The following is a 20762-nucleotide window of genomic DNA, read 5'->3' as shown; positions in this document are numbered from 1 at the left end:
ACGTGTTAATATACGTTCGTAATTCCTTGATATTCAGTTAACTTTAAATTAACAGAAAATGTTAATAAGTTAAAAAAGAAAATTAGAAGTTTTTTTTGGTTGTTTGAGAAAAATGCTTAATCCAAAAGTGATCTTAAATATGCAAGAAAAGTTTCGGGAATTTTTGGAAAAGTTATCAATATCAAAAATACCATTTTCAACAACTATCAACATGTTAACTTATCTACAAAATGAATTCATTTTTGGTTGTCAACCGTTGTTAATTAAAATACAAAAAGTCTTATAAATTAATCATTTAGCCAAAAATAACTATGTTGATAACTCAGAATAAATAAGTAAAACGAGATTTCAATGACTTCAGAAAAAAAATTATTCGACATATTAACAAGCTATAATAACCATCAAATTTTTTTTAAATTTTTAAAAATCTTTTTTATTGTATTTAATATATGTTGAAAACTAAAAAAGTTGAAAATGAAAAAATTTGAATTTTGAACTTTTGATTGAAAGTAAAATTTAATTTTGAGATTGTTTCAGACGATTTTAAGCGGATTGTTGAGATTGTCCAGAATTTGCTGAACCTGTTCGAAATCTTCCGGATGTACTTTGAGTTTGATTCCGCCCAGTGCCGTTGAGTATAATGGAACGACTGAGAGCGTCATTTCGTTTTCGAAAAAATGAGGAATTTCTTCTTGTTCCAGTAAGTGTTTGAGAACCACGGTTTCGTGCTGATAATTGAATACGGCAATGGTTTGAAAGCTTTCCATTTTTGGTCTTTTTGTAAATGTACGAAAAGTTATATTTTTAATAATTCTATTTGTTAAAAAGTATTATCTGATTTCTTATTTGTAATTTTAAACCTTATAAGAAAAGATATATGGGTAAGAAAATTAGAAAGCCGATAAAAAAAGAGAAGGATTTCTCTGGAAAAATACTGAAAATTTTATCGCAGAATGCTAATAAAACATTTAATTACAAACAGATAGGAGCAAAGCTTGAACTTGATGATACTAAAAGCAGAAACCAGATCATAAAAGATCTGAAAATACTGGCCTCTCAAAAGAAGATTATAGAAACAGAACCTGGTAAGTATTTAATTAAAGCGGTCAGCCAGGATTATTACGAAGGAACGATAGATATGACGAGCAGAAAAACGGCATATTTTATTTGTGATGAATTTGAAGAAGATGTTTTTATTCCGACTAATAATTTGAACAGGGCTTTAGATAAAGACAAAGTAAAGGTTTATGTTTATAACAGAAGAAAAGGAAAAAGACCTGAAGGTGAAGTAATTGAAGTTCTTGAAAGAGATAAAACGGAGTTTGTAGGTGTAATTGATATGCAGCCAAATTTTGCTTTTGTTTCAACTGCCAATCCTAAAATGTATACGGATATTTTTATACCTAAGGATAAAATTGGTGAAGCAGAAAATGGTGATGTTGTTTTAGTAAAGATTGAAGACTGGCCAAAAAGAGCTGATAGCCCTTTTGGCGCTGTAATTCGCGTACTTGGAAAACCCGGAGAACATAACACTGAGATTCATGCTATTTTAGCTGAATACGGTCTGCCGTCAGAGTTTCCGATAGAAGTAGAGGTATTTGCACAAAAGCTGGATACTTCGATTCAGGAATCTGAGATTGCAAAACGCCGTGATATGCGTAATACACTGACTTTTACGATAGATCCAAAAGATGCCAAGGATTTTGATGATGCATTGTCTTTCAAAAAGTTAGAAAACGGAAATTATGAGATTGGTGTTCATATTGCGGATGTTTCGTATTATTTAGAAGAAGGAACAATTCTGGATGATGAAGCGTATCAAAGAGCTACTTCGGTTTATCTGGTAGACAGGGTAGTACCAATGCTTCCTGAAGTGTTATCTAACTTTGCCTGTTCGCTTCGTCCAAATGAAGAAAAATTTACCTTTTCAGCCGTATTTGAAGTTTCTCCAACAGCGCAGGTTATTAACCAATGGTTTGGAAGAACAGTAATTTATTCTGATCAGCGTTTTGCTTACGAAGAAGCACAATATATCATTGAAACAAAAGATAATACGATTCCCGTTGATGTTTCTATTACCGGAGAATCGTATGTGGTTTCAGATGAAATTAGAGAAGCAACTTTAAAATTAGATGAGCTGGCAAAAATTTTAAGAAAGAAAAGAATGCAGCAAGGTGCTATTTCTTTTGATAAAGTGGAGGTGAAATTCAATCTCGATGCTGAAGGAGAACCAGAAGGAGTATATTTCAAAATATCAAAAGATGCGAATCATTTGATTGAAGAATTTATGCTTCTGGCCAATAGAAAAGTAGCAGAGTATATTGGAAAACAAAAGAAAACCTTTGTGTACCGTATTCACGATGAACCAAATGAGGACAAATTAATTGCGATGCAGACTGTAATTGCTAAATTTGGTTATAAGATTGATTTCAGGTCAAAAGGAGATATTGCTAAATCAATAAATACTCTGATGGAAGAAGTAAGTGGAAAAAAAGAACAGAATCTTATTGATACACTTGCCATCAGAAGTATGAGTAAAGCTAAGTATTCAACAGAGAATATTGGTCATTATGGTTTAGCTTTTGATTATTACAGTCATTTTACGTCGCCAATTCGTCGTTATCCGGATGTTATGGTGCATAGATTACTGCAGTATTACCTGGATGGCGGAGCTTCTGTAGATGAAGAAGAATATGAAACAAAATGCCTGCACTGTTCTAATATGGAAAATTTAGCTACTAATGCTGAACGTGACAGTATTAAGTACATGCAGATTAAATACATGCAGGATCATCAGGATGAAGAGTTTCTTGGTGTTATTTCCGGTGTCACAGAATGGGGAATTTATGTTGAAATCGTTTCCAATAAATGTGAAGGAATGGTAAGAATCAGAGAAATAAAAGAGGATTACTATACTTTCGATGAAAAGCAATATGCTTTGGTAGGAGCTACTTCAAACAGCATTTTGCAATTGGGAGACGAAATATATGTTAAAGTAAAAAATGCGGATCTGGTTAAAAAACAACTTGATTTTCATTTTTTACGAAGAGCTGAATAAAGTGTTAATTAAAAAAATAAAAGTATGAAAAAGCTAATTATTGGAGCAGCAATTTTATTTGTACAAATGTCTTTTGGTCAGGTTACCAAAGAATTAGGCGATTTTGATACCGTAAAAGTTTACGATAAATTAAGTGTAAAATTAGTTCAGTCGTCAGAGAATAAGGTTGTTATAAAAGGAACAAGAGAAGCAGAACTGGAAGCTGTTAATAAAAATGGTGTTTTAAAACTAAGAATGCCCTTTCCAAAACTTCTTTCCGGAAATGATCTTGAAGTTACTTTGTATTATAAACATATTGAACTAATTGATGTTAATGAAGGCGCTGCTGTTAACAGCAATGAAACTCTGAAAGCGACTTCTTTTAAGGTGAGTGCGCAAGAAGGTGGAAAAATTAATGTAGATTTGAATGTTGATAAGCTCAAAGTAAGTTCAGTTTCTGGTGGAGAAATCACGGCAACAGGTAAAGCTGATAACCTTGATGCGAGTTTAGGAGCCGGCGGTTACTTCCTTGGAAGTAAATTAGCCACTTCTCAGACCAAAGTAAGCGTTTCTGCGGGTGGAAAAGCAGATGTTAATGCTTCGACCCTTGTCGATGCAAAAGTGAGCGCAGGAGGCTCTATTTACATTTATGGAAAACCAAAGCAGATCAATCAGAAAACAGTTTTTGGAGGTAAAATTGAAGAAGTAAAATAACAAGTCGTATTTTGATGATAAATGATATTCTGGCTGGACTGCCATGGGGACTTTTTCTAAGCTTTATGGTAGGTCCGGTATTTTTTATACTATTAGAAACCAGTATTACAAAAGGATTCAGAGCTGCAATAGTTTTTGATTTAGGAGTAGTTTTAGGAGATATATTCTTTATAGCCATTGCCTATTTAGGGAGTTACAGACTGATTTCCAGTTTGAAAGACAAACCCGCTCTCTTTATTTTTGGCGGTATTATAATGCTGGCTTATGGTATAATTTCCTTTGTGAGATTAAAAAAAGAAGCAAAAATTAATGATGAAGAAATTGACCGAGACATTATCAAAAGAAACTACGGAAGTTTATTTGTAAAAGGCTTTTTATTGAACGTTATCAACATTGGCGTTTTAGGATTCTGGCTGGCAGTTATTATTTCTGTGGGACCCAAATTACAAATGAAAACGCCAAGAATGATGACTTTTTTTACAGCTGTAATTATTACTTACTTATTAGTTGATTGTCTTAAAATAGTATTAGCCAAACAATTAAAATCCAGAATGACACCAACTAATATCCTAAAAATTAAAAAAGGTATCAGTATTGTTCTAATGGTTTTCGGAATTGCCTTAATGGTTCAGGGATGGTTTCCAAAAGAAAAGGAAATGGTTAAAAATGCTTTTGAGAAGATAGAAAAGTAGTTGTTAATAACTCAAGAATATAAAATTAAACCTCTGAATTTCAGAGGTTTTTTTGTGTTGATAATGTTCGTTTAGAACTTTGACAAAGTTACCAACAGTTTGTCATTTCGAGGAACGAGAAATCTCCACAAGTAACTCCGCTGCAATAATCCAATCTTTGTAGAGCTTCTCGCGAAGATTTCTCGTTCCTCGAAATGACAATATTGTGCTTAATTCTTTACTTAAATCTAAAAATTAAACATAAAACAAAGAGACACATTTCTGTATCTCTTTTTGAAGCATCTTCCAGATTCGAACCAATATATTTTTAACTAGTTTTTACTAAAAATTAAACATAAAAAAAAACTCTAAATTGCTTTAGAGGTTTTGAGGCATCGTCCGGATTCGAACCGATATATTTTTAATTAATTTTTACTAAAAATTAAACATAAAAAAACTTCAAATAGTTGTGAGAGTTTTGAGGCATCGTTCGGATTCGAACTAATATATTTTAATTAATTTTTTATAAAAATTAGATATAAAAAAAAGAGACACATTTCTGTATCTCTTTTAGAGGCATCGTCCGGATTCGAACCGGAGTAGGAGCTTTTGCAGAGCCCAGCCTAGCCGCTCGGCCACGACGCCATTACTTGAACGGTTGGCAAAAGTAACTAAAATCTTTAAATTTCAAAAGTTTCACACTAACTATTTTAAAATTTTAGGATTTTAATTTTAAACATTACTTCCTAATTTCCGTCATTTTGATAGTAACTGACTCAACATCACCACCAATAGGCGGATTAATTTTAGAAACCCAAACTGTCGTTTTTTCTACCGTTTGGATTTCTTCAAGCACTCGAATATTGATTCTTTTAGCTACATGTTCCAATAAATGGGAACGAATTGCCATTTCTTCCGTCACAATTTTGTTCAAATGTACGTAGTCAACAGTGTCTAAAAGATGATCTGTTTCTGCTGATTTCTGTAAATTGGTTTTAATCTTTAGATCTACCGTGTAATCAGATCCAATTTTCCCTTCTTCAATTAAACATCCGTGGTAAGAAAAAGTGCGGATATTTTTCAGTTTTATAACTCCCATTTTTATAATTTTATTCTTGTAGTGTTTGGATCTTGGTAATTGCAGGTTACGGCTAGAATAGAAACAGTTTTTTCCAATTCATCAACTGTAAAGTGAATAGTATAAGGAAATTTCTTTAGTGGTAAAGTACGCACAACATTGTATTTTTCCTCAAAAAGAGGAAATTTGTAAAGTGTTTTCAAATGGTCTTGGTAGTCTGCAATAAATTTTTCTCCCAAACCTTTTCTAATATTTTCATAGTATACAAAAGCCTCTTCAATTTCTAAATCAGCTCTTTTTACTATTAAAACTTTAAAAACCATATTTCTTTTTCAAATTTTCTAGAGCAGCATTTGCATCAATAAAATCCTCTGGTTTAGCATTTTTCATACGCTCCAAAACCATTTCTTGCTGCCACAATGGAATTTCATTCTCAACATTTTCATCTATAGAAACGTCTGGAACATGTTTGAAAAAACTAATAAAAGTTTCGTAGAAATCGTCTGGAATTGTAACAGTTAATTGTCTCATAATTCTGAATATTTTTACAAAAATACTAAATAAATTAATTGAAGGTTTTGAGTTTAACGTTTCATGTTTTCAGTAAGTTTCCAAAGAAAACCATAAACCATAAACTATAAACTATAAACTTTTTTATCTTTGCTAAAATTACTATAAAATAATGGCATCAGAAGAGAAATCACTCAATTTTATTGAACAAATCATAGAGGAAGACGTAAAATCAGGTCTTTCAAATACTAAACTTCGCTTTCGTTTTCCACCAGAACCAAATGGTTATTTACACATTGGACACGCGAGTTCTATTGCGTTAAATTTTGGTTTAGGAATTGATTATCAATCTCCTGTGAATTTACGTTTTGATGATACAAACCCTGAAAAAGAAGAACAGGAATTTGTTGATGCTATTAAAAAAGATGTGGAATGGCTTGGTTATACTTGGGCTGAAGAATGTTATGCATCCGATTATTTCCAACAATTATACGATTGGGCCGTTTTATTAATTAAAAAAGATAAAGCCTATGTTGACAGTCAATCTTCTGAAGAAATGGCGATCCAAAAAGGAACTCCAACAACTCCGGGAACTGACAGTCCTTACAGAAATCGTTCTGTTGAAGAAAACTTAGATTTATTCGAAAGAATGAAAAACGGTGAATTTGAGGCTGGTACACATATTCTTCGTGCAAAAATTGACATGAAATCAACAAACATGTTGATGCGTGATCCTATCATGTACAGAATTTTACACAAACATCACCATAGAACCGGAGATGCCTGGAAAATATATCCAATGTACGATTGGGCACACGGACAAAGTGATTATTTAGAGCAAATTTCACACTCATTTTGTACACTGGAATTCTTGCCTCACCGTGAATTATACGATTGGTTTTTAGATCAGATTTTTGATGATAATAAACTGCGTCCAAAACAAAGAGAATTTGCCAGACGTAACTTATCACATACTGTTGTTAGTAAGAGAAAATTACAGCAACTAGTTAAAGAAAAGCATGTTAACGGTTGGGATGATCCTAGAATGTCGACAATTTCCGGGTTAAGAAGACGTGGTTATACCGCTGCTTCTTTACGTAATTTTGCTAATACAATTGGTATTGCAAAACGTGATAATTTGATCAATGTATCGGTTTTGGAATTTTGTATTCGTGAAGATTTGAACAAAATTGCACCTCGTGTAATGGCTGTTTTAGATCCTGTAAAACTGGTTATTACTAATTATCCAGAAGGAAAAGAAGAATGGTTGGAAGCCGAAAACAATCAGGAAGATGAAAGTGCTGGTTTCAGAAAAGTGCCTTTTTCACGTGAATTATACATTGAAAGAGAAGACTTTTTAGAAGAAGCTCCAGCTAAATTTTTCCGTTTAACTTTAGGAAAAGAAGTTCGTCTTAAAAATGCTTATATCATTAAAGGTGAATCGGTTATAAAAGATGAAAACGGAAATATTACGGAAATTCATGTAACTTATGATACCGATTCTTTAAGTGGAAGCGGAACAGAAGCAAGCCAAAGAAAAGTATCTGGAACATTACATTGGGTTTCTATCAAACATGCGTTGGAAGCAGAAGTTCGTTTGTATGATCGTTTGTTTACAGATGAGGCACCGGACAGTTATAAAGAGAAAAACTTCTTAGATTTTGTAAATCCAAATTCATTAGAAATTGTTACTGGATATGTTGAACCAAGTTTAGCAACAGCTCAAAATGAAGATAAATTTCAGTTTCAACGTTTAGGATATTTTACTGTTGATAAAGACTCAACTGCTTCAAAATTAGTATTTAACAAAACAGTTGGATTGAAAGATGCCTGGGAAGAAAAGGGTAAAAAAGAAGAAAACAGCATCAATAATTCTTTGAAAGATATCAACAAATATTTTAAAGTAGAGACTAAACCAGAAAGAATTGCAATTGAAAGTGCAATAGGGGAGAACATCAAAAATATTTCTAGTTTCTCTTTATTACAGAATTCTTTAAAGAAAAATATCAACAATAATAAGGCTTCGTTGTTGTTTTCTCAGTTTATTTTGAAATATTCAAACTGGAAATCAACTGATTTTGAAGAAGATGATATTAAAAAATTATATTCAATGTCTTTAAAAAGTGAATCGACTTATGTAAGATCAAAAGCACTTTTAAATTTAAGAGATATTGAAAGTGAAAGTTTCAAAAATCAATTTGATGATGAAATTTTGAAATTATATTCAAATCCTCCAAAAAATGCATCGGAGAGAGAAATTGAAATTTTATCTGAAATGGTAAAAAAGTAAAAAATCATTATAATCTATTGAAAAGCGCTTTTTAAAAGCGCTTTTTTATTATATATAAAATCTATTATATTTTTAAGATTATAATTTTAGTAGATTGTAAATGACTTTCATATTTTGATTGTAAGTAATAATTTAAAATTATTGGATAACTATTTCGTATTTTTATTTTTTATTCTTTAAATCGACTTATTTTAGTTTTTGTATTTTTTTAGACAGATTTTTTTAATCGGAACTTAATAATATAAATTTTAATAATAGTTTTTATTATTTAATTTAATTTTTCTTATTATTTGTAAAAATTATTGTTTTTTACAATGTTATAAATTTATTAGATTAAAAGTGACTTTCATATTTTGATTTTAAGGAATAATTTAAATTTACTGAATAACTAATTCGTTTTTTTATTATTAGTTCTTTAAATCTCTTTATTTGAATTATTTTGTTTTTTAAGCTCTTTTTTTAAATTATAAAGTATTAATATAAAGTATAATGATGTTTTTTATTTTTAAAATTGTTTTTAATTATTATTTGTAAAACTTATATTTTATTTTAATTATATCATTTATATATATATTAAAAAATTACCATTAGAAGAATCAAATTATGTTTGAAAATGGTCAAAAAATTTTTTTATGATTTTTTGTTCGCTAGAAATCTTTACTCAATTTTTGTTTTTTATCTACTAAAGTTTCAAAATGTATTTTTTCTTATTTGAAGTATTTTCCATTCCAATTTTTGACCTTTTTATTATATAAAAATTCATGATTGCTATTTTTTAAAACTAAGTTTTTAATTATTATTTATAAAATTGATAGTAATTTATAAAATAATAGTTTTTATAGATTTATTTTAACCTTCATAAATCGATTTTAAGGCATTTTTTAAAGTTAGTTGATAGATAACTCATTTTTTAAATAATTGTTTATTTGGAGCTTTTATTTAACTTTTTGCTGTTATTTTTGTCAGTTTAACGGCTTGTTAACACACAATTGTTTATAAAGTTGCTATTTTTAACTCAATACCAGAAATCAGAGATGATTTAAGAAAAATTAAAATTTGCCGTGATGGAAACTAAACTGGATTTTACTGTTTTTAAAAACTCGTAATTTTTATAACAGTAGATTTTCAAAATTGTTTTCCTGAAAAGACAATTTTATGTTCTCATTTTTATTGTGATGTAATTTTGATAATATTTCGCGTAAAAGGTATTTTTCAAATTGTATCATAATGTACAAAATTCCATAACATTGAATTTGTGTGAAGCTTTAGTTTAAAATTTCAGATCTGATCATTTTTAATTTAAATCTAATAATCATGAAAATTTTATATTTTACGCTAGCGATGTTATTTGCAAATGTTGCAATTTCTCAAACACATCAAATTACAAAACACAATGGTGAACAACTTGATGTTAATTTCATAAAAAACGAAAATGGTTTAATTTATTATTCGACAGTTGGAAGTTCTGAAGAAGTAAAAATTAGCAAACATGCTGTTTCATCGGTTACAAACAAACAAACAAAAACAACTCAGAAAATTTCTGATAAAATAGTAGTAGATTCAAAAGACGATTTCAAAATGGTAACTGTTCTGCCTCAGGAAAAGACAATAGGACTGAAGCAGGCAGCTAGTTTTACAGGTGTCTCGACAAGGACAAAAGGGGAACCGCCAATTGCCAATCAAAAACAAACTGCTATGAGAATCAAATCTAAATCAGCTTCAAATGGTTATCCTTTTGTAAGCATTGTTGAAAAAGGGGATGGTAAGTATGAAGCAGTTTCTTATACCTATTAATTTTAGGTAAATAATTTTTAATCAGTTATTTAGTTGCTAGAAAAACGTATCTTTATTAATCACTTAAATAAGAATATTATGTCAAATAATTCAAATACAATTGCGGCGATCTTAGCCGGTGCGGCAGTAGGAGCAGCTCTGGGAATTTTATTTGCTCCCGATAAAGGATCAAAAACAAGAGCTAAAATAAAAGAAGGAATCGATGATGCCAAACATAATCTGCAGGATTCTTTCGAAGCAAGTTCAGAAGTTCTTCGTGAGAAATTTAAAAATGCTAAGCAAAATTTGGATGGGACCTATGATGAATTACTTTCGAATATGAGTTATAAAACAGAAGAAGTGATTACTTTTTTAGAATCTAAATTAGCTGATTTAAAAGCTCAGAACGCTAAACTTCAAAAATAAGAATTGTAAAAAGCACATAACCTGCTTATCTTTATAAAGCAGTTTTGTGCTTTTTTTATTTAAACATTTTAATTATGGCTTTTGAAGAGTTAAAAGAAAACACTGAAAAAATTCAGGAACAAACTAAGGTTTATATTGATAGCCATTTAGCCTATTATAAACTTTGGGGATTTAAAGTAGCAATGAAATCAACGACTTTGATTTTTAAGTTTACTTTGATTTTATTATGTTTTTCGATGGTTTTACTTTTTGGATCTTTTGCTGCAGCTTATGCTTTTGGATCTTTGTTTGAAAGTACAGCTCTTGGATTTTTGGCAGTAGGAGGGATCTATCTTTTCTTTACTATTTTACTTTTCTTTGTAAAAGATAAGGTTGTCGAAGGTCCTATTTTAGAAAAATTTTCAGATATTTTTTTTAATGATTAAGAATTATGGAAAAGAAAAAATACTCCTCTTATGCTGAAATCGACAGAGATTTAGAAATATTAAAACTTGAAAAAGATATTAATTATCAGAAATTAGTTTTGAGTTTTCAGAGAACTAAAGAAAGTATAACACCACAAAATATTGTAAACGGATTCGTTTCATCTTATACAGATTACTTTTCAAATTCTTATACTAGTATTTTACAATCCATTTTACCTTATGTAATTGGGTGGTTTATAAATAAAAAAAGAGGCAGTTAAGCCTCTTTTTTATTTTAGAATTGTTATTGAACATCTGGTTGAATGTCATCTTCGTAACCAGACTGTGGTTGTATTGGTTTAGGTTTCTCAACTTTTTTATTATGTTTTTTCATCATTTCACCAACCTGGTTGGATGCTGAAAACGAAGCCACCATATTATTCAGCATATCACTTCCGGCTTGTGGAGAATTAGGTAATAAAATTAAATTAGAATTAGCATCAGCTCCAATTGCCTGTAAAGTATCATAATGCTGTGTAACTACAATCAGGGCAGAAGCTTCCTGAGAATTAATACCCACATTATTTAAGACTTCAACACTTTCTACAAGACCTCTAGCAATTTCACGACGCTGATCTGCAATACCTTGTCCTTGTAAACGTTTACTTTCAGCTTCCGCTTTTGCTTTGGCAACAATTCTAATTCTTGAACTTTCTGCTTCAAATTCAGCAGCTGTTTTTTCTCTGTCAGCAGCGTTGATTCTGTTCATCGCATTTTTTACCTGAATGTCCGGATCAATATCAGTAACCAAAGTATTGATGATATCATATCCGTAAGTTGACATTGCTTCGTTCAATTCACGTTTTACAGCAACGGCAATATCATCTTTTCTTTCAAAAACGTCATCCAGTTTTAGTTTTGGAACCTCGGCACGAACCACATCAAATACATAAGAAGTAATCTGATCGTGTGGATATTCCAGTTTGTAAAAAGCTTCGTATACTTTATCCTGGATTACTTTAAACTGAACCGAAACTTTCATTTTGATAAAAACGTTGTCTCTTGTTTTAGTTTCAATGATAACATCTAGCTGCTGGATTTTAAGATTTACTCGTCCGGCCAATCTGTCGACCAATGGAATTTTAAGTTGTAATCCTGAATTTCTCACACTCTGAAATTTTCCAAATCTTTCGATAACGACAGAAGTCTGTTGTTTTACAGTAAAGAAAGACGACATGAAAATGAAGAATGCCAATACTAAAATGATAATTAATGCTGCGTTCATGGTTATATAGTTTATATTTATTATTTTGGTAAATTACGAAAATTCTTCTAAATTTAAATTATTAGATATTAAAAAAACGCTAAGAACATTTTAGAGATGTTGCTTAGCGTTTGATTTTTTGAACCATTTAGGTATTAAGTTAATTAAGTCAAACCTTGTCAAGAGAATTAAGTTTAGCTTTATGTACTTTTAAGTTTTACTTTTTACCATTTAGTAAAGCTTAATTACCTTAAATATCTTTATGGTAAAATATTTTTATAAAGTAGAAATTGCTTTTTCAATTCTCGAAATAGTTTCCTCTTTTCCAATGATTTCAACAATGTCAAATAGGTGAGGACCTTTCAAAGCTCCAACCAAACTTAAGCGGAATGGCTGCATCACTTTACCCATTCCAATTTCATTTTTAGTCAGCCAATCTTTCACGATTGCTTCTATGTTTGCAGAAGTAAAATCTTCGATACTTTCTAAAACTGAACTCAGTTGCTGCATTAAAGCCGGAGTTTCTTCCTTCCAGTTTTTACTTGCTTTTTCATCATAAGCTGCTGGAGCCTGAAAAAAGAAATCTGTTAAATCCCAAAATTCAGAAACAAAGTTTGCTCTTTCTTTAATCGAAGAAACGATTCTCGTAAGATCATATTTAGAAACCTCAATACCTTTTTCTGTTAAAATAGGAGAGAAGATTTTGGCTAAATCTGCATCATTTTGTTTTACTAAATATTGGTGATTGAACCATTTGTTTTTCTCGGGATCAAATTTAGCTCCGGCTTTATGAACTCGGTTTAAGTCAAAAGCTTCTGCTAGTTCTTCTAAAGAAAACAATTCTTTATCAGTTCCATCATTCCATCCTAGTAAAGCAAGGAAGTTTACAACTGCTTCCGGGAAAAATCCTTTCTCTCTGTAACCGGATGAAATTCCAGTTTCAGCTTTCCATTCTAATGGAAATACCGGGAATCCCATTTTGTCTCCATCTCTTTTTGATAATTTACCATTTCCAACTGGTTTCAAAATCAAAGGTAAGTGAGCAAATTCCGGAGCTTCCCAGCCAAATGCTTTGTATAATAAAACGTGAAGAGGCATCGATGGCAGCCATTCTTCACCACGAATTACATGTGAAGTTTCCATTAAATGATCATCTACAATATTAGCTAAATGATACGTTGGCATTCCGTCACTTTTAAATAAAACTTTATCATCAAGCAGGTTAGTTTCAAATCTTACATCACCTCGAATAATATCTTTTAAATGTAAAGTTTCATCAACGGGAGTTTTAAAACGAATTACATAATGTTCTCCATTACCAATTCTTTTAGCAGTTTCTTCAGCAGAAATTACTAAAGAAGTATCTAACTTTTCACGATTATGGTGATTGTAAATAAATGTTTTTCCTTCAGCTTCGTGTTGTTTTCTATGTGCATCCAAAGCTTCAGGAGTATCAAAAGCATAATAGGCCCAGCCAGAATTGATCAGTTGATCTGCATATTGCTGGTACAAATCTTTACGTTCGCTTTGTCTGTACGGACCAAATTTTTCATTTTTTCCAACTGTTTCCTCAGGAGCAATTCCTAACCATTCTAGAGCTTCCATGATGTAAGCCTCTGCACCAGGAACAAAACGCGTTTGATCTGTATCTTCAATTCTAAGATAAAAAACACCGTTATGTTTTTTTGCAAATAAATAATTAAATAAGGCAGTACGAACGCCGCCAATATGTAATGGTCCTGTTGGACTTGGTGCAAAACGCACCCGAACTTGCTTTGACATTTGTTTAAAATTTTGCTGCAAAGATACAACTTTAGATAAATCCCAATTTTTTAAAATTCCAAATTCCAACAGCAGTGAATAATTGGAATTTGAAATTTAATTTTTTAGAATTTGAATCTTTATAATTACTACTTTTATGGGTTATAATTAAAAGAGATTTTATTTTGAAAACATCATCTGCAATATATCAGAAATTAGAAGGATTTATAAAGAAATATTACATGAACGAATTGATAAAAGGAGGACTTCTTTTTATTGGTTTTGGACTTTTGTATTTTTTATTTACACTTTTTATTGAATATTTTCTTTGGCTGAAACCCTTAGGAAGAACACTTTTATTCTGGTTATTTATTGCAGTAGAAGTTTTCCTGCTGTTTCGATTCATCTTATTTCCAATTTTTAAGTTGTTCAAGCTTCAAAAAGGAATCGATTATAATCAGGCTTCCGCAATTATTGGAAATCATTTTACAGAGGTAAGTGATAAACTAACGAACTTTTTGCAGCTTTCTTCAAATGAAAATTCGGCTGAAAGTTCTGAATTAATGCTGGCTTCAATAGAACAAAAAGCCAATTCATTACAGCCGATTCCGTTTGGAAATGCGATCAATTTTAAATCAAATAAAAAGTATTTACCACTGGCTTTAATTCCGGTTTTATTATTTGCGGTGTTTTTTATTTCAGGAAACAGCAGTATAATTTCTCAGAGTTTTAATAGAGTAGTGCATTTTAATTCTGCATTTTTACCACCGGCTCCTTTCAAATTTGTAGTACTGAATGACAATCTGCAGACAGAACAAAATAAAGATTTTATTGTAAAAGTAGAAACAGAAGGAAATATTGTTCCGGAGAATGTTATGATTCATATTGGTGAAGAAAGCTATTTTATGGAATCTTCTCAAGCAGGAAAGTTTGAATTCAAGATTGAAAAACCAACTTCAGATGTTCAGTTTTCATTTGAAGGAAATTCAGTTTCATCAAATGAATATGAATTAAAAGTCATTACAGTTCCGTCGATTGCCAACTTTGAAATGGTTTTGAATTTCCCATCTTATTTGAGAAAGAAATCAGAAACAATTCAGGGAACTGGAAATGCAATCGTACCAGAAGGCACAACTGTAACCTGGAAGATGTCTACCAGGTCTACTCAGGAAATTGTATGGAAGGATGAAAACTCTGTATTGAAATTTAATAAATCAGATGATGAATTTAAGTTAGTAAAGAGTGTCAGTCAGAATACAGAATATCAAATTTTGACTTCTAACAATAAAGTTAAAAACTACGAAAAATTAGATTATCAGTTGTCTGTTATCAAAGATCAGCATCCAACGATCACAGTTTCTCCGGCTCCGGATAGTTTAAAATTAGATAAGAATTATGTTCTGGGAAGACTTGGTGATGACTATGGTTTATCAAAATTACAGATAGTGTATTACGAACATGGCAAACCTCAGACTGCTAAACGCGGAACTATTCCGATAAAGCAGGCTGTGTTTGATCAGTTCGTTTTTAACTTCCCGAGTAACCTTGCTGTAGAAGAAGGAGTATCATATGAATACTATTTTGAAGTTTTTGATAACGATGCGTTGCATGGATTTAAGAGTACAAAATCATCTACATTTTCAGATCGTGTTTCTACAACAGATGAAATTCAGGATGCAGAATTGCAACAGCAAAATGCTAATATTAATAGTTTATCTAAATCATTAAAGAATCAGGAAAAACAATTTTCTGAAATGGATAAACTAAAAAACACCGGAAAAGAAAAAGACAATTTGGAGTTCAAAGATCAGCAGAAGGTAAATGATTTTATCAAACGTCAGAAACAACAAGATGAAATGATGAAGCAGTTTGCTGAAAAAATGAATAAGAATTTAGATAAATACAATACCGATAAGAAAGATAAAACGGCTGAAGATTTACAAAAGCGTTTAGACAATGCCGAGAAAGATTTAGAGAAGAATCAAAAACTGATGGATGAATTAAAGAACTTAAACGATAAATTAAACAGCGATGAACTGTTTGATAAGATGGAAAAATTCAAACAAATCAGTAAAAACCAATCTCGTAATTTAGAACAATTAGTTGAGTTAACCAAGCGTTTCTATGTAGAAAAGAAAGCGAATCAGGTTGCTGAAAAACTAAATAAGCTGGCTGAAAAACAAGAACAGCTTTCTAATAAAGACAGTGAAAATACCAAAGAGAAGCAGGACGAAATCAATAAATCATTTGATAAGATTCAGGAAGATCTTAAAGATTTGAAAGAAGAAAACAATAGTTTGAAATCTCCAATGGATATTCCGAAAGATGCTTCAAAAGAAAAAGAGGTAGAAGATGATTTGAATAAAGCTTCTGAAGAACTGAATAAAAAGAATACTTCTTCAGCTAAGCAGAAACAAAAAAGTGCCTCAAAAAAAATGAAGTCTATGGCTGAACAGATGCAGTCAAGTATGGAAGGCGGCGAACAGGATCAATTAGAAGAAGATGTAGCAATGCTTCGCCAGATTCTGGATAACCTTTTAGCATTTTCATTATCTGAAGAAGAGGTTATGAAACAGTTTAGATCTATGAAACTGGGTTCTTCTGCTTTCACAAAGAACATCAAAATTCAACAGAATTTAAAACAACAGTTCAGACATATTGATGATAGTCTCTTTGCAATGTCACTTCGAAATCCAAAAATTGCTGAAGATGTAACTAAAGAAATTGGGAACGTACAATATAATATGGATAAAGCAATTGAAGTTTTAACCGATGTTCAGATTCCAAAAGGAGTTTCGCATCAGCAGTATGCTGTTTCATCTGCAAATAAATTAGCTGACTTTTTAAGTGATCTTTTAAATAATATGCAAATGCAAATGTCTAAACCAGGATCAGGAAAACCAAAACCAGGAGACGGACAAGGAATGCAATTACCAGATATTATTCAAAAACAAAAAGGTCTGGCAGATAAAATGAAAGAAGGAATGAAACCGGGTGATAAACCGGGAAGTGGACAACAAGGTAAAAGTGGAGAAGGAAAAGAAGGTCAGCAGGGTTCAAAAGGAAAAGAAGGAAATGGAAAAGATGGTAAGAATGGTCAGGGTAAAAATGGACAAGGAAATAAAGAAGGAGGAAAAGACAAGGATGGAAATGATGGTGAAGATGGAGAAGGAAATGCAGAAAAGATAATGGAGATTTATAAAGAGCAGGTCAAACTTCGTGAAGCTTTACAAAAAGAGTTAGCCAAAAAAGGATTAGATGCTCAGGGAAGAAATGCAATTGAACAGATGAAAGCTTCAGAAAAGCAGATTTTGAATAAAGGATTTAAGAACGAGAACCTGCAGAGGATTTTAAATATTCAGCAGGAATTATTAAAATTGAATAATGCTGTTCAGGAACAAGGTCAGGATACGAAGCGTCAATCTGAAACAAACAAAACAGAATTTTCTAATCGCTCGAATGCTCTACCAAGCTCATTAACTGATTATTTAAATAGTGTAGAAATTTTAAATAGACAATCGCTACCTTTGCGCTCGAATTTTAATCAAAAGGTTCAAGAATATTTTAATACAAAATGATAAACTTTAATTACGAAACCGAATTTTCTTTAGACAATGAGCAGACTTTTTCAGATTGGCTGAGTGCTGTTATTGTTTCTGAAAAGAAAAATGAAGGAGAAATAAATTATATTTTTTGTGATGATGAATATCTTCATAAAATTAATGTAGAATATTTAAACCACGATACACTAACAGATATTATCAGTTTTGATTATACAGTTGGTAACGAAATCAGCGGAGATATTTTTATTTCTGTTGAAAGAGTAGAGGATAACGCGAAAGATTTTAATGTTTCTTTTAAAGAAGAATTGAAACGTGTACTTGCTCACGGTATATTACATTACTGTGGATACAAAGATAAAAGTGATGCAGATGCAGAACTGATGCGTTCGAAAGAAGATGAAAAGATTGCGATGTTTCACGTGGAACAGTAATTAAACATCTAAAAAGAATATAATTATGTTCCACGTGAAACGTTTTATTTTTACTATATAAAGAACATGTTTCACGTTAAACATTTAAAAAGAGAAATAATAGATTTATTTATATCGTTCCACGTGGAACGATATATAATTTAAAAATTTTAAATTTTTCGAATTTAAAGTTATGTTCCACGTGAAACGTTTTAAAAGTTTTAAAAGAGAGATTTTAAAAGATTAATTGATTAAGTAAATTGTTTCACGTGGAACGATTATAGATTTGATTTGATTTAAAGTTTAGATTTATTTCTGGTGTAATATATATGTTCCACGTGAAACGTTTGTATACAGATTTGAAACCTGACAGATATATTGTGTTCCACGTGAAACATAAGTTATATCAAATTTGGAATTTGAAATTTTTAAAATTAAGAATTTAAATTATTCGTTCCACGTGGAACAAAAGAAAATAAAAGTTAATTCTGAGAACCGCCTTAAACGGTTTGCAGAGAATAGTAAAACAAATGTTTTTAGAAGAATACGATGTTATTGTAGTGGGTGCTGGTCATGCTGGATCTGAAGCCGCGGCAGCGGCCGCAAATTTGGGATCCAAAACTTTGTTGGTTACAATGAGTTTGCAGAACATAGCCCAGATGTCTTGCAATCCTGCAATGGGAGGAATTGCAAAAGGACAAATTGTTCGTGAGATCGATGCACTTGGAGGTTACTCGGGAATTGTTTCAGATCGGACTGCAATTCAGTTCAAGATGCTGAACAAATCAAAAGGACCTGCAATGTGGTCGCCAAGAGTTCAAAGTGACCGAATGCGTTTTGCTGAAGAATGGAGATTGATGTTGGAGGGAACTCCAAATTTAGATTTTTACCAGGAGATGGTAAAAGGTCTGATTATCGAGAACGGAAAGATAAAAGGAATCAGAACTTCACTTGGAGTTGAAATTCGTTCCAAATCGGTTGTATTGACAAACGGAACTTTTTTGAATGGATTGATTCATATTGGAGAAAAACAATTCGGTGGAGGAAGAGCGGGCGAAAGTGCCGCGACCGGAATTACCGAAGATTTGGTGAAAGCAGGTTTCGAAGCTGGAAGAATGAAAACAGGAACGCCACCGCGAGTTGATGGTCGTTCTTTGGATTATTCGAAAATGAACGAAGAAAAAGGAGATGCAAAACCGGATAAGTTTTCTTATTCGGATTTAACGGTTCCGTTAACGCATCAACGTTCTTGTCATATGACGTACACAAGTTTGGATGTTCATGATATTTTGAGATCTGGTTTTGATCGTTCGCCAATGTTCAATGGAAGAATAAAAAGTTTAGGTCCGAGATACTGCCCGTCGATTGAAGATAAAATAAATCGTTTTGCAGATAAAGAGCGTCACCAGCTTTTTGTTGAGCCAGAAGGATGGAAAACTTGTGAAGTGTATGTAAACGGATTTTCAACTTCGCTTCCAGAGGATATTCAATTTAAAGCGTTGCGTACAGTTGCCGGTTTTGAGAATGTGAAATTTCTTCGTCCAGGTTATGCGATCGAATATGACTATTTTCCGCCGACACAATTGAAACATACTTTGGAAACAAAGTTAGTTGAAGGGTTATATTTTGCCGGACAGATTAATGGAACGACAGGATATGAAGAAGCCGCTTCGCAAGGTTTGATGGCCGGAATAAATGCGCATTTAAAAGTGCACGAAAAAGCGCCGTTGATTTTAAAACGTGATGAAGCTTATATTGGAGTTTTGATTGACGACTTAATTACGAAAGGAACAGAAGAGCCTTATCGTATGTTTACCTCAAGAGCAGAGTATAGAACATTGTTGCGACAAGATAATGCCGATTTCAGATTGACACCAATGTCATACGAAATTGGTTTAGCTTCTGAAGATCGAATGCGAAGAATGGAACATAAATTAAACGAGTCTGAAAAGATGGTTTCGTTTTTTAGAGAGACGAGTGTTACGGTTGCAGAGACAAATCCAATTTTGGAAGCAAAAGAATCGGCACCAATTTCGCAAGGAGATAAAATGTTCAAAGTTTTTTCTCGTCCGCAAATTGAATTGGAGGATATGCTGAAATTCGAAAAAGTGGATTCGTATATCAAAGAAAACAATCTTGATGAAGAAATTGTTGAGCAAGCCGTAATTCAGGTTAAATATTCCGGATATATCGAAAAGGAAAGAAATAATGCGGATAAACTAAATCGTTTAGAAGAAGTGAAAATTCCGGAGAATTTCGATTACAATAAAATTAAATCAATGTCGATTGAAGCTAAACAAAAATTGAGCAAAATTCGACCGGTCACCATTTCGCAGGCATCAAGAATCAGCGGGGTATCACCGAGTGATATTTCCGTGCTTTTGATTTATATGGGAAGATAATAAAGTATGCAGTCGCAGTTTAAAGTATGCAGTAAATGAAAAATGAAAATTGCGACTGAATGCTAAAAATGTTCCACGTGAAACCATTTCTGAAATTATGAAGATTGTACAGAAAAGCATTTTGTATGAAATTGAAAAGAAGAATATCTGGCAGCTTCGCAATAATGAATATTCGTTATAATTAAGTTCTGAAATTTTTTTTAGGATTTTGAAATGTATTTAGAAAGTTGAATATATCTAAAACATCTCTTTATTGCGGGATAAAAAAATGAAAGGCTGGATATTTACTTTTTTTAGAAAGTAAGAAACTATGTTCTGATTTATGATGGATAATTCATTTGAAGTAAAAGGTTATGAAACTTTTTTATTATAAGAAATGAATAACAATTTTAATGTTTTGAATGAATGGGGTATTGATCATGAAAATGGTAAAAAACAAAACGGCAAAAAATACAAATC

17 protein-coding genes and 1 tRNA gene are annotated in these 20762 nt (G+C 31.6%); 11 read left to right on the top strand and 7 right to left on the bottom strand.

Annotated elements, in window-relative coordinates; all coding sequences use genetic code 11:
* Positions 1-533: 533 nt before the first annotated feature.
* Positions 534-767 (bottom strand): putative signal transducing protein, encoded by a 234-nt coding sequence (locus tag ACODST_RS23830; protein ID WP_488934594.1) that lies wholly within the window; start codon positions 765-767, stop codon positions 534-536.
* A gap of 110 nt (positions 768-877) precedes the next feature.
* Here ACODST_RS23830 and rnr point away from each other — a divergent pair, with 110 nt between their 5' ends.
* The 3 genes from rnr to ACODST_RS23815 are packed head-to-tail and all read left to right on the top strand — an operon-like array spanning position 878 to position 4443.
* Positions 878-3058 (top strand): ribonuclease R, encoded by a 2181-nt coding sequence (gene rnr, locus ACODST_RS23825; protein ID WP_488934593.1) that lies wholly within the window; start codon positions 878-880, stop codon positions 3056-3058.
* Between the two features lie 24 nt (positions 3059-3082).
* Positions 3083-3751, top strand: a complete 669-nt coding sequence (locus ACODST_RS23820; RefSeq protein ID WP_488934592.1) for a head GIN domain-containing protein — start codon at positions 3083-3085, stop codon at positions 3749-3751.
* 14 nt (positions 3752-3765) lie between these two features.
* Complete coding sequence (locus tag ACODST_RS23815; protein WP_488934591.1) at positions 3766-4443, top strand: LysE family translocator; 678 nt, start codon at positions 3766-3768, stop codon at positions 4441-4443.
* 553 nt (positions 4444-4996) lie between these two features.
* On the opposite strand, the gene ACODST_RS23810 is transcribed toward ACODST_RS23815, so the two are convergent.
* The 4 genes from ACODST_RS23810 to ACODST_RS23795 form a co-directional block, all read right to left on the bottom strand.
* A tRNA-Cys gene (locus ACODST_RS23810) sits at positions 4997-5067 on the bottom strand.
* 94 nt (positions 5068-5161) lie between these two features.
* Entirely contained in the window at positions 5162-5521 is a 360-nt protein-coding gene (folB, locus tag ACODST_RS23805) for a dihydroneopterin aldolase (protein WP_488934590.1), read from the bottom strand.
* A 2-nt stretch (positions 5522-5523) separates the two neighbouring features.
* Complete coding sequence (locus tag ACODST_RS23800; protein ID WP_488934589.1) at positions 5524-5823, bottom strand: type II toxin-antitoxin system RelE/ParE family toxin; 300 nt, start codon at positions 5821-5823, stop codon at positions 5524-5526.
* Positions 5813-6031, bottom strand: a complete 219-nt coding sequence (locus ACODST_RS23795) for a hypothetical protein (protein ID WP_488934588.1) — start codon at positions 6029-6031, stop codon at positions 5813-5815. The genes ACODST_RS23800 and ACODST_RS23795 overlap by 11 nt, the downstream gene beginning before the upstream one ends.
* Positions 6032-6182: 151 nt before the next feature.
* Between ACODST_RS23795 and ACODST_RS23790 the strand changes: the two genes are divergently transcribed.
* The 5 genes from ACODST_RS23790 (at position 6183) to ACODST_RS23770 (ending at position 11184) form a co-directional block, all read left to right on the top strand.
* Positions 6183-8300, top strand: coding sequence for a glutamine--tRNA ligase/YqeY domain fusion protein (locus ACODST_RS23790; protein ID WP_488934587.1), 2118 nt, complete (start codon positions 6183-6185; stop codon positions 8298-8300).
* Positions 8301-9614: 1314 nt separating this feature from the next.
* A complete protein-coding gene (locus tag ACODST_RS23785) occupies positions 9615-10094 on the top strand; it encodes a hypothetical protein (RefSeq protein WP_488934586.1) in 480 nt (159 codons plus the stop codon).
* A 78-nt stretch (positions 10095-10172) separates the two neighbouring features.
* On the top strand, positions 10173-10499 hold the full coding sequence (locus ACODST_RS23780) for a YtxH domain-containing protein (protein WP_488934585.1): 327 nt from the start codon (positions 10173-10175) through the stop codon (positions 10497-10499).
* Positions 10500-10573: 74 nt separating this feature from the next.
* Positions 10574-10924, top strand: coding sequence for a competence protein (locus ACODST_RS23775; protein WP_488934584.1), 351 nt, complete (start codon positions 10574-10576; stop codon positions 10922-10924).
* A 5-nt stretch (positions 10925-10929) separates the two neighbouring features.
* Complete coding sequence (locus tag ACODST_RS23770) at positions 10930-11184, top strand: DUF6327 family protein (protein ID WP_488934583.1); 255 nt, start codon at positions 10930-10932, stop codon at positions 11182-11184.
* A gap of 23 nt (positions 11185-11207) precedes the next feature.
* Here the strand turns inward: ACODST_RS23770 and ACODST_RS23765 are convergent, their stop codons facing one another.
* Together ACODST_RS23765 and gltX are read right to left on the bottom strand one after the other, a co-directional pair.
* Entirely contained in the window at positions 11208-12188 is a 981-nt protein-coding gene (locus ACODST_RS23765) for an SPFH domain-containing protein (protein ID WP_488934582.1), read from the bottom strand.
* Between the two features lie 255 nt (positions 12189-12443).
* Positions 12444-13949, bottom strand: coding sequence for a glutamate--tRNA ligase (gene gltX / locus ACODST_RS23760; RefSeq protein ID WP_488934581.1), 1506 nt, complete (start codon positions 13947-13949; stop codon positions 12444-12446).
* A 164-nt stretch (positions 13950-14113) separates the two neighbouring features.
* On the opposite strand from gltX, the gene ACODST_RS23755 reads away from it, so the two are divergent.
* The 3 genes from ACODST_RS23755 (at position 14114) to mnmG (ending at position 20303) form a co-directional block, all read left to right on the top strand.
* Positions 14114-17506 (top strand): coiled-coil domain-containing protein, encoded by a 3393-nt coding sequence (locus ACODST_RS23755; RefSeq protein WP_488934580.1) that lies wholly within the window; start codon positions 14114-14116, stop codon positions 17504-17506.
* The gene (gene ybeY, locus ACODST_RS23750; RefSeq protein ID WP_488934579.1) at positions 17503-17922 is read left to right on the top strand and encodes an rRNA maturation RNase YbeY; all 420 of its coding nucleotides are present in this window, start codon (positions 17503-17505) and stop codon (positions 17920-17922) included. Before ACODST_RS23755 ends, ybeY begins: the two co-directional genes overlap by 4 nt.
* A 509-nt stretch (positions 17923-18431) precedes the next feature.
* A complete protein-coding gene (gene mnmG, locus ACODST_RS23745; RefSeq protein WP_488934578.1) occupies positions 18432-20303 on the top strand; it encodes a tRNA uridine-5-carboxymethylaminomethyl(34) synthesis enzyme MnmG in 1872 nt (623 codons plus the stop codon).
* The last annotated feature ends 459 nt before the right edge of the window (positions 20304-20762 follow it).

It is taken from the genome of Flavobacterium sp. FG19 (genome assembly GCF_057809475.1).
Note: the sequence above shows the minus strand (reverse complement) of the source record. Positions and strands in the feature narration are given on the sequence as shown.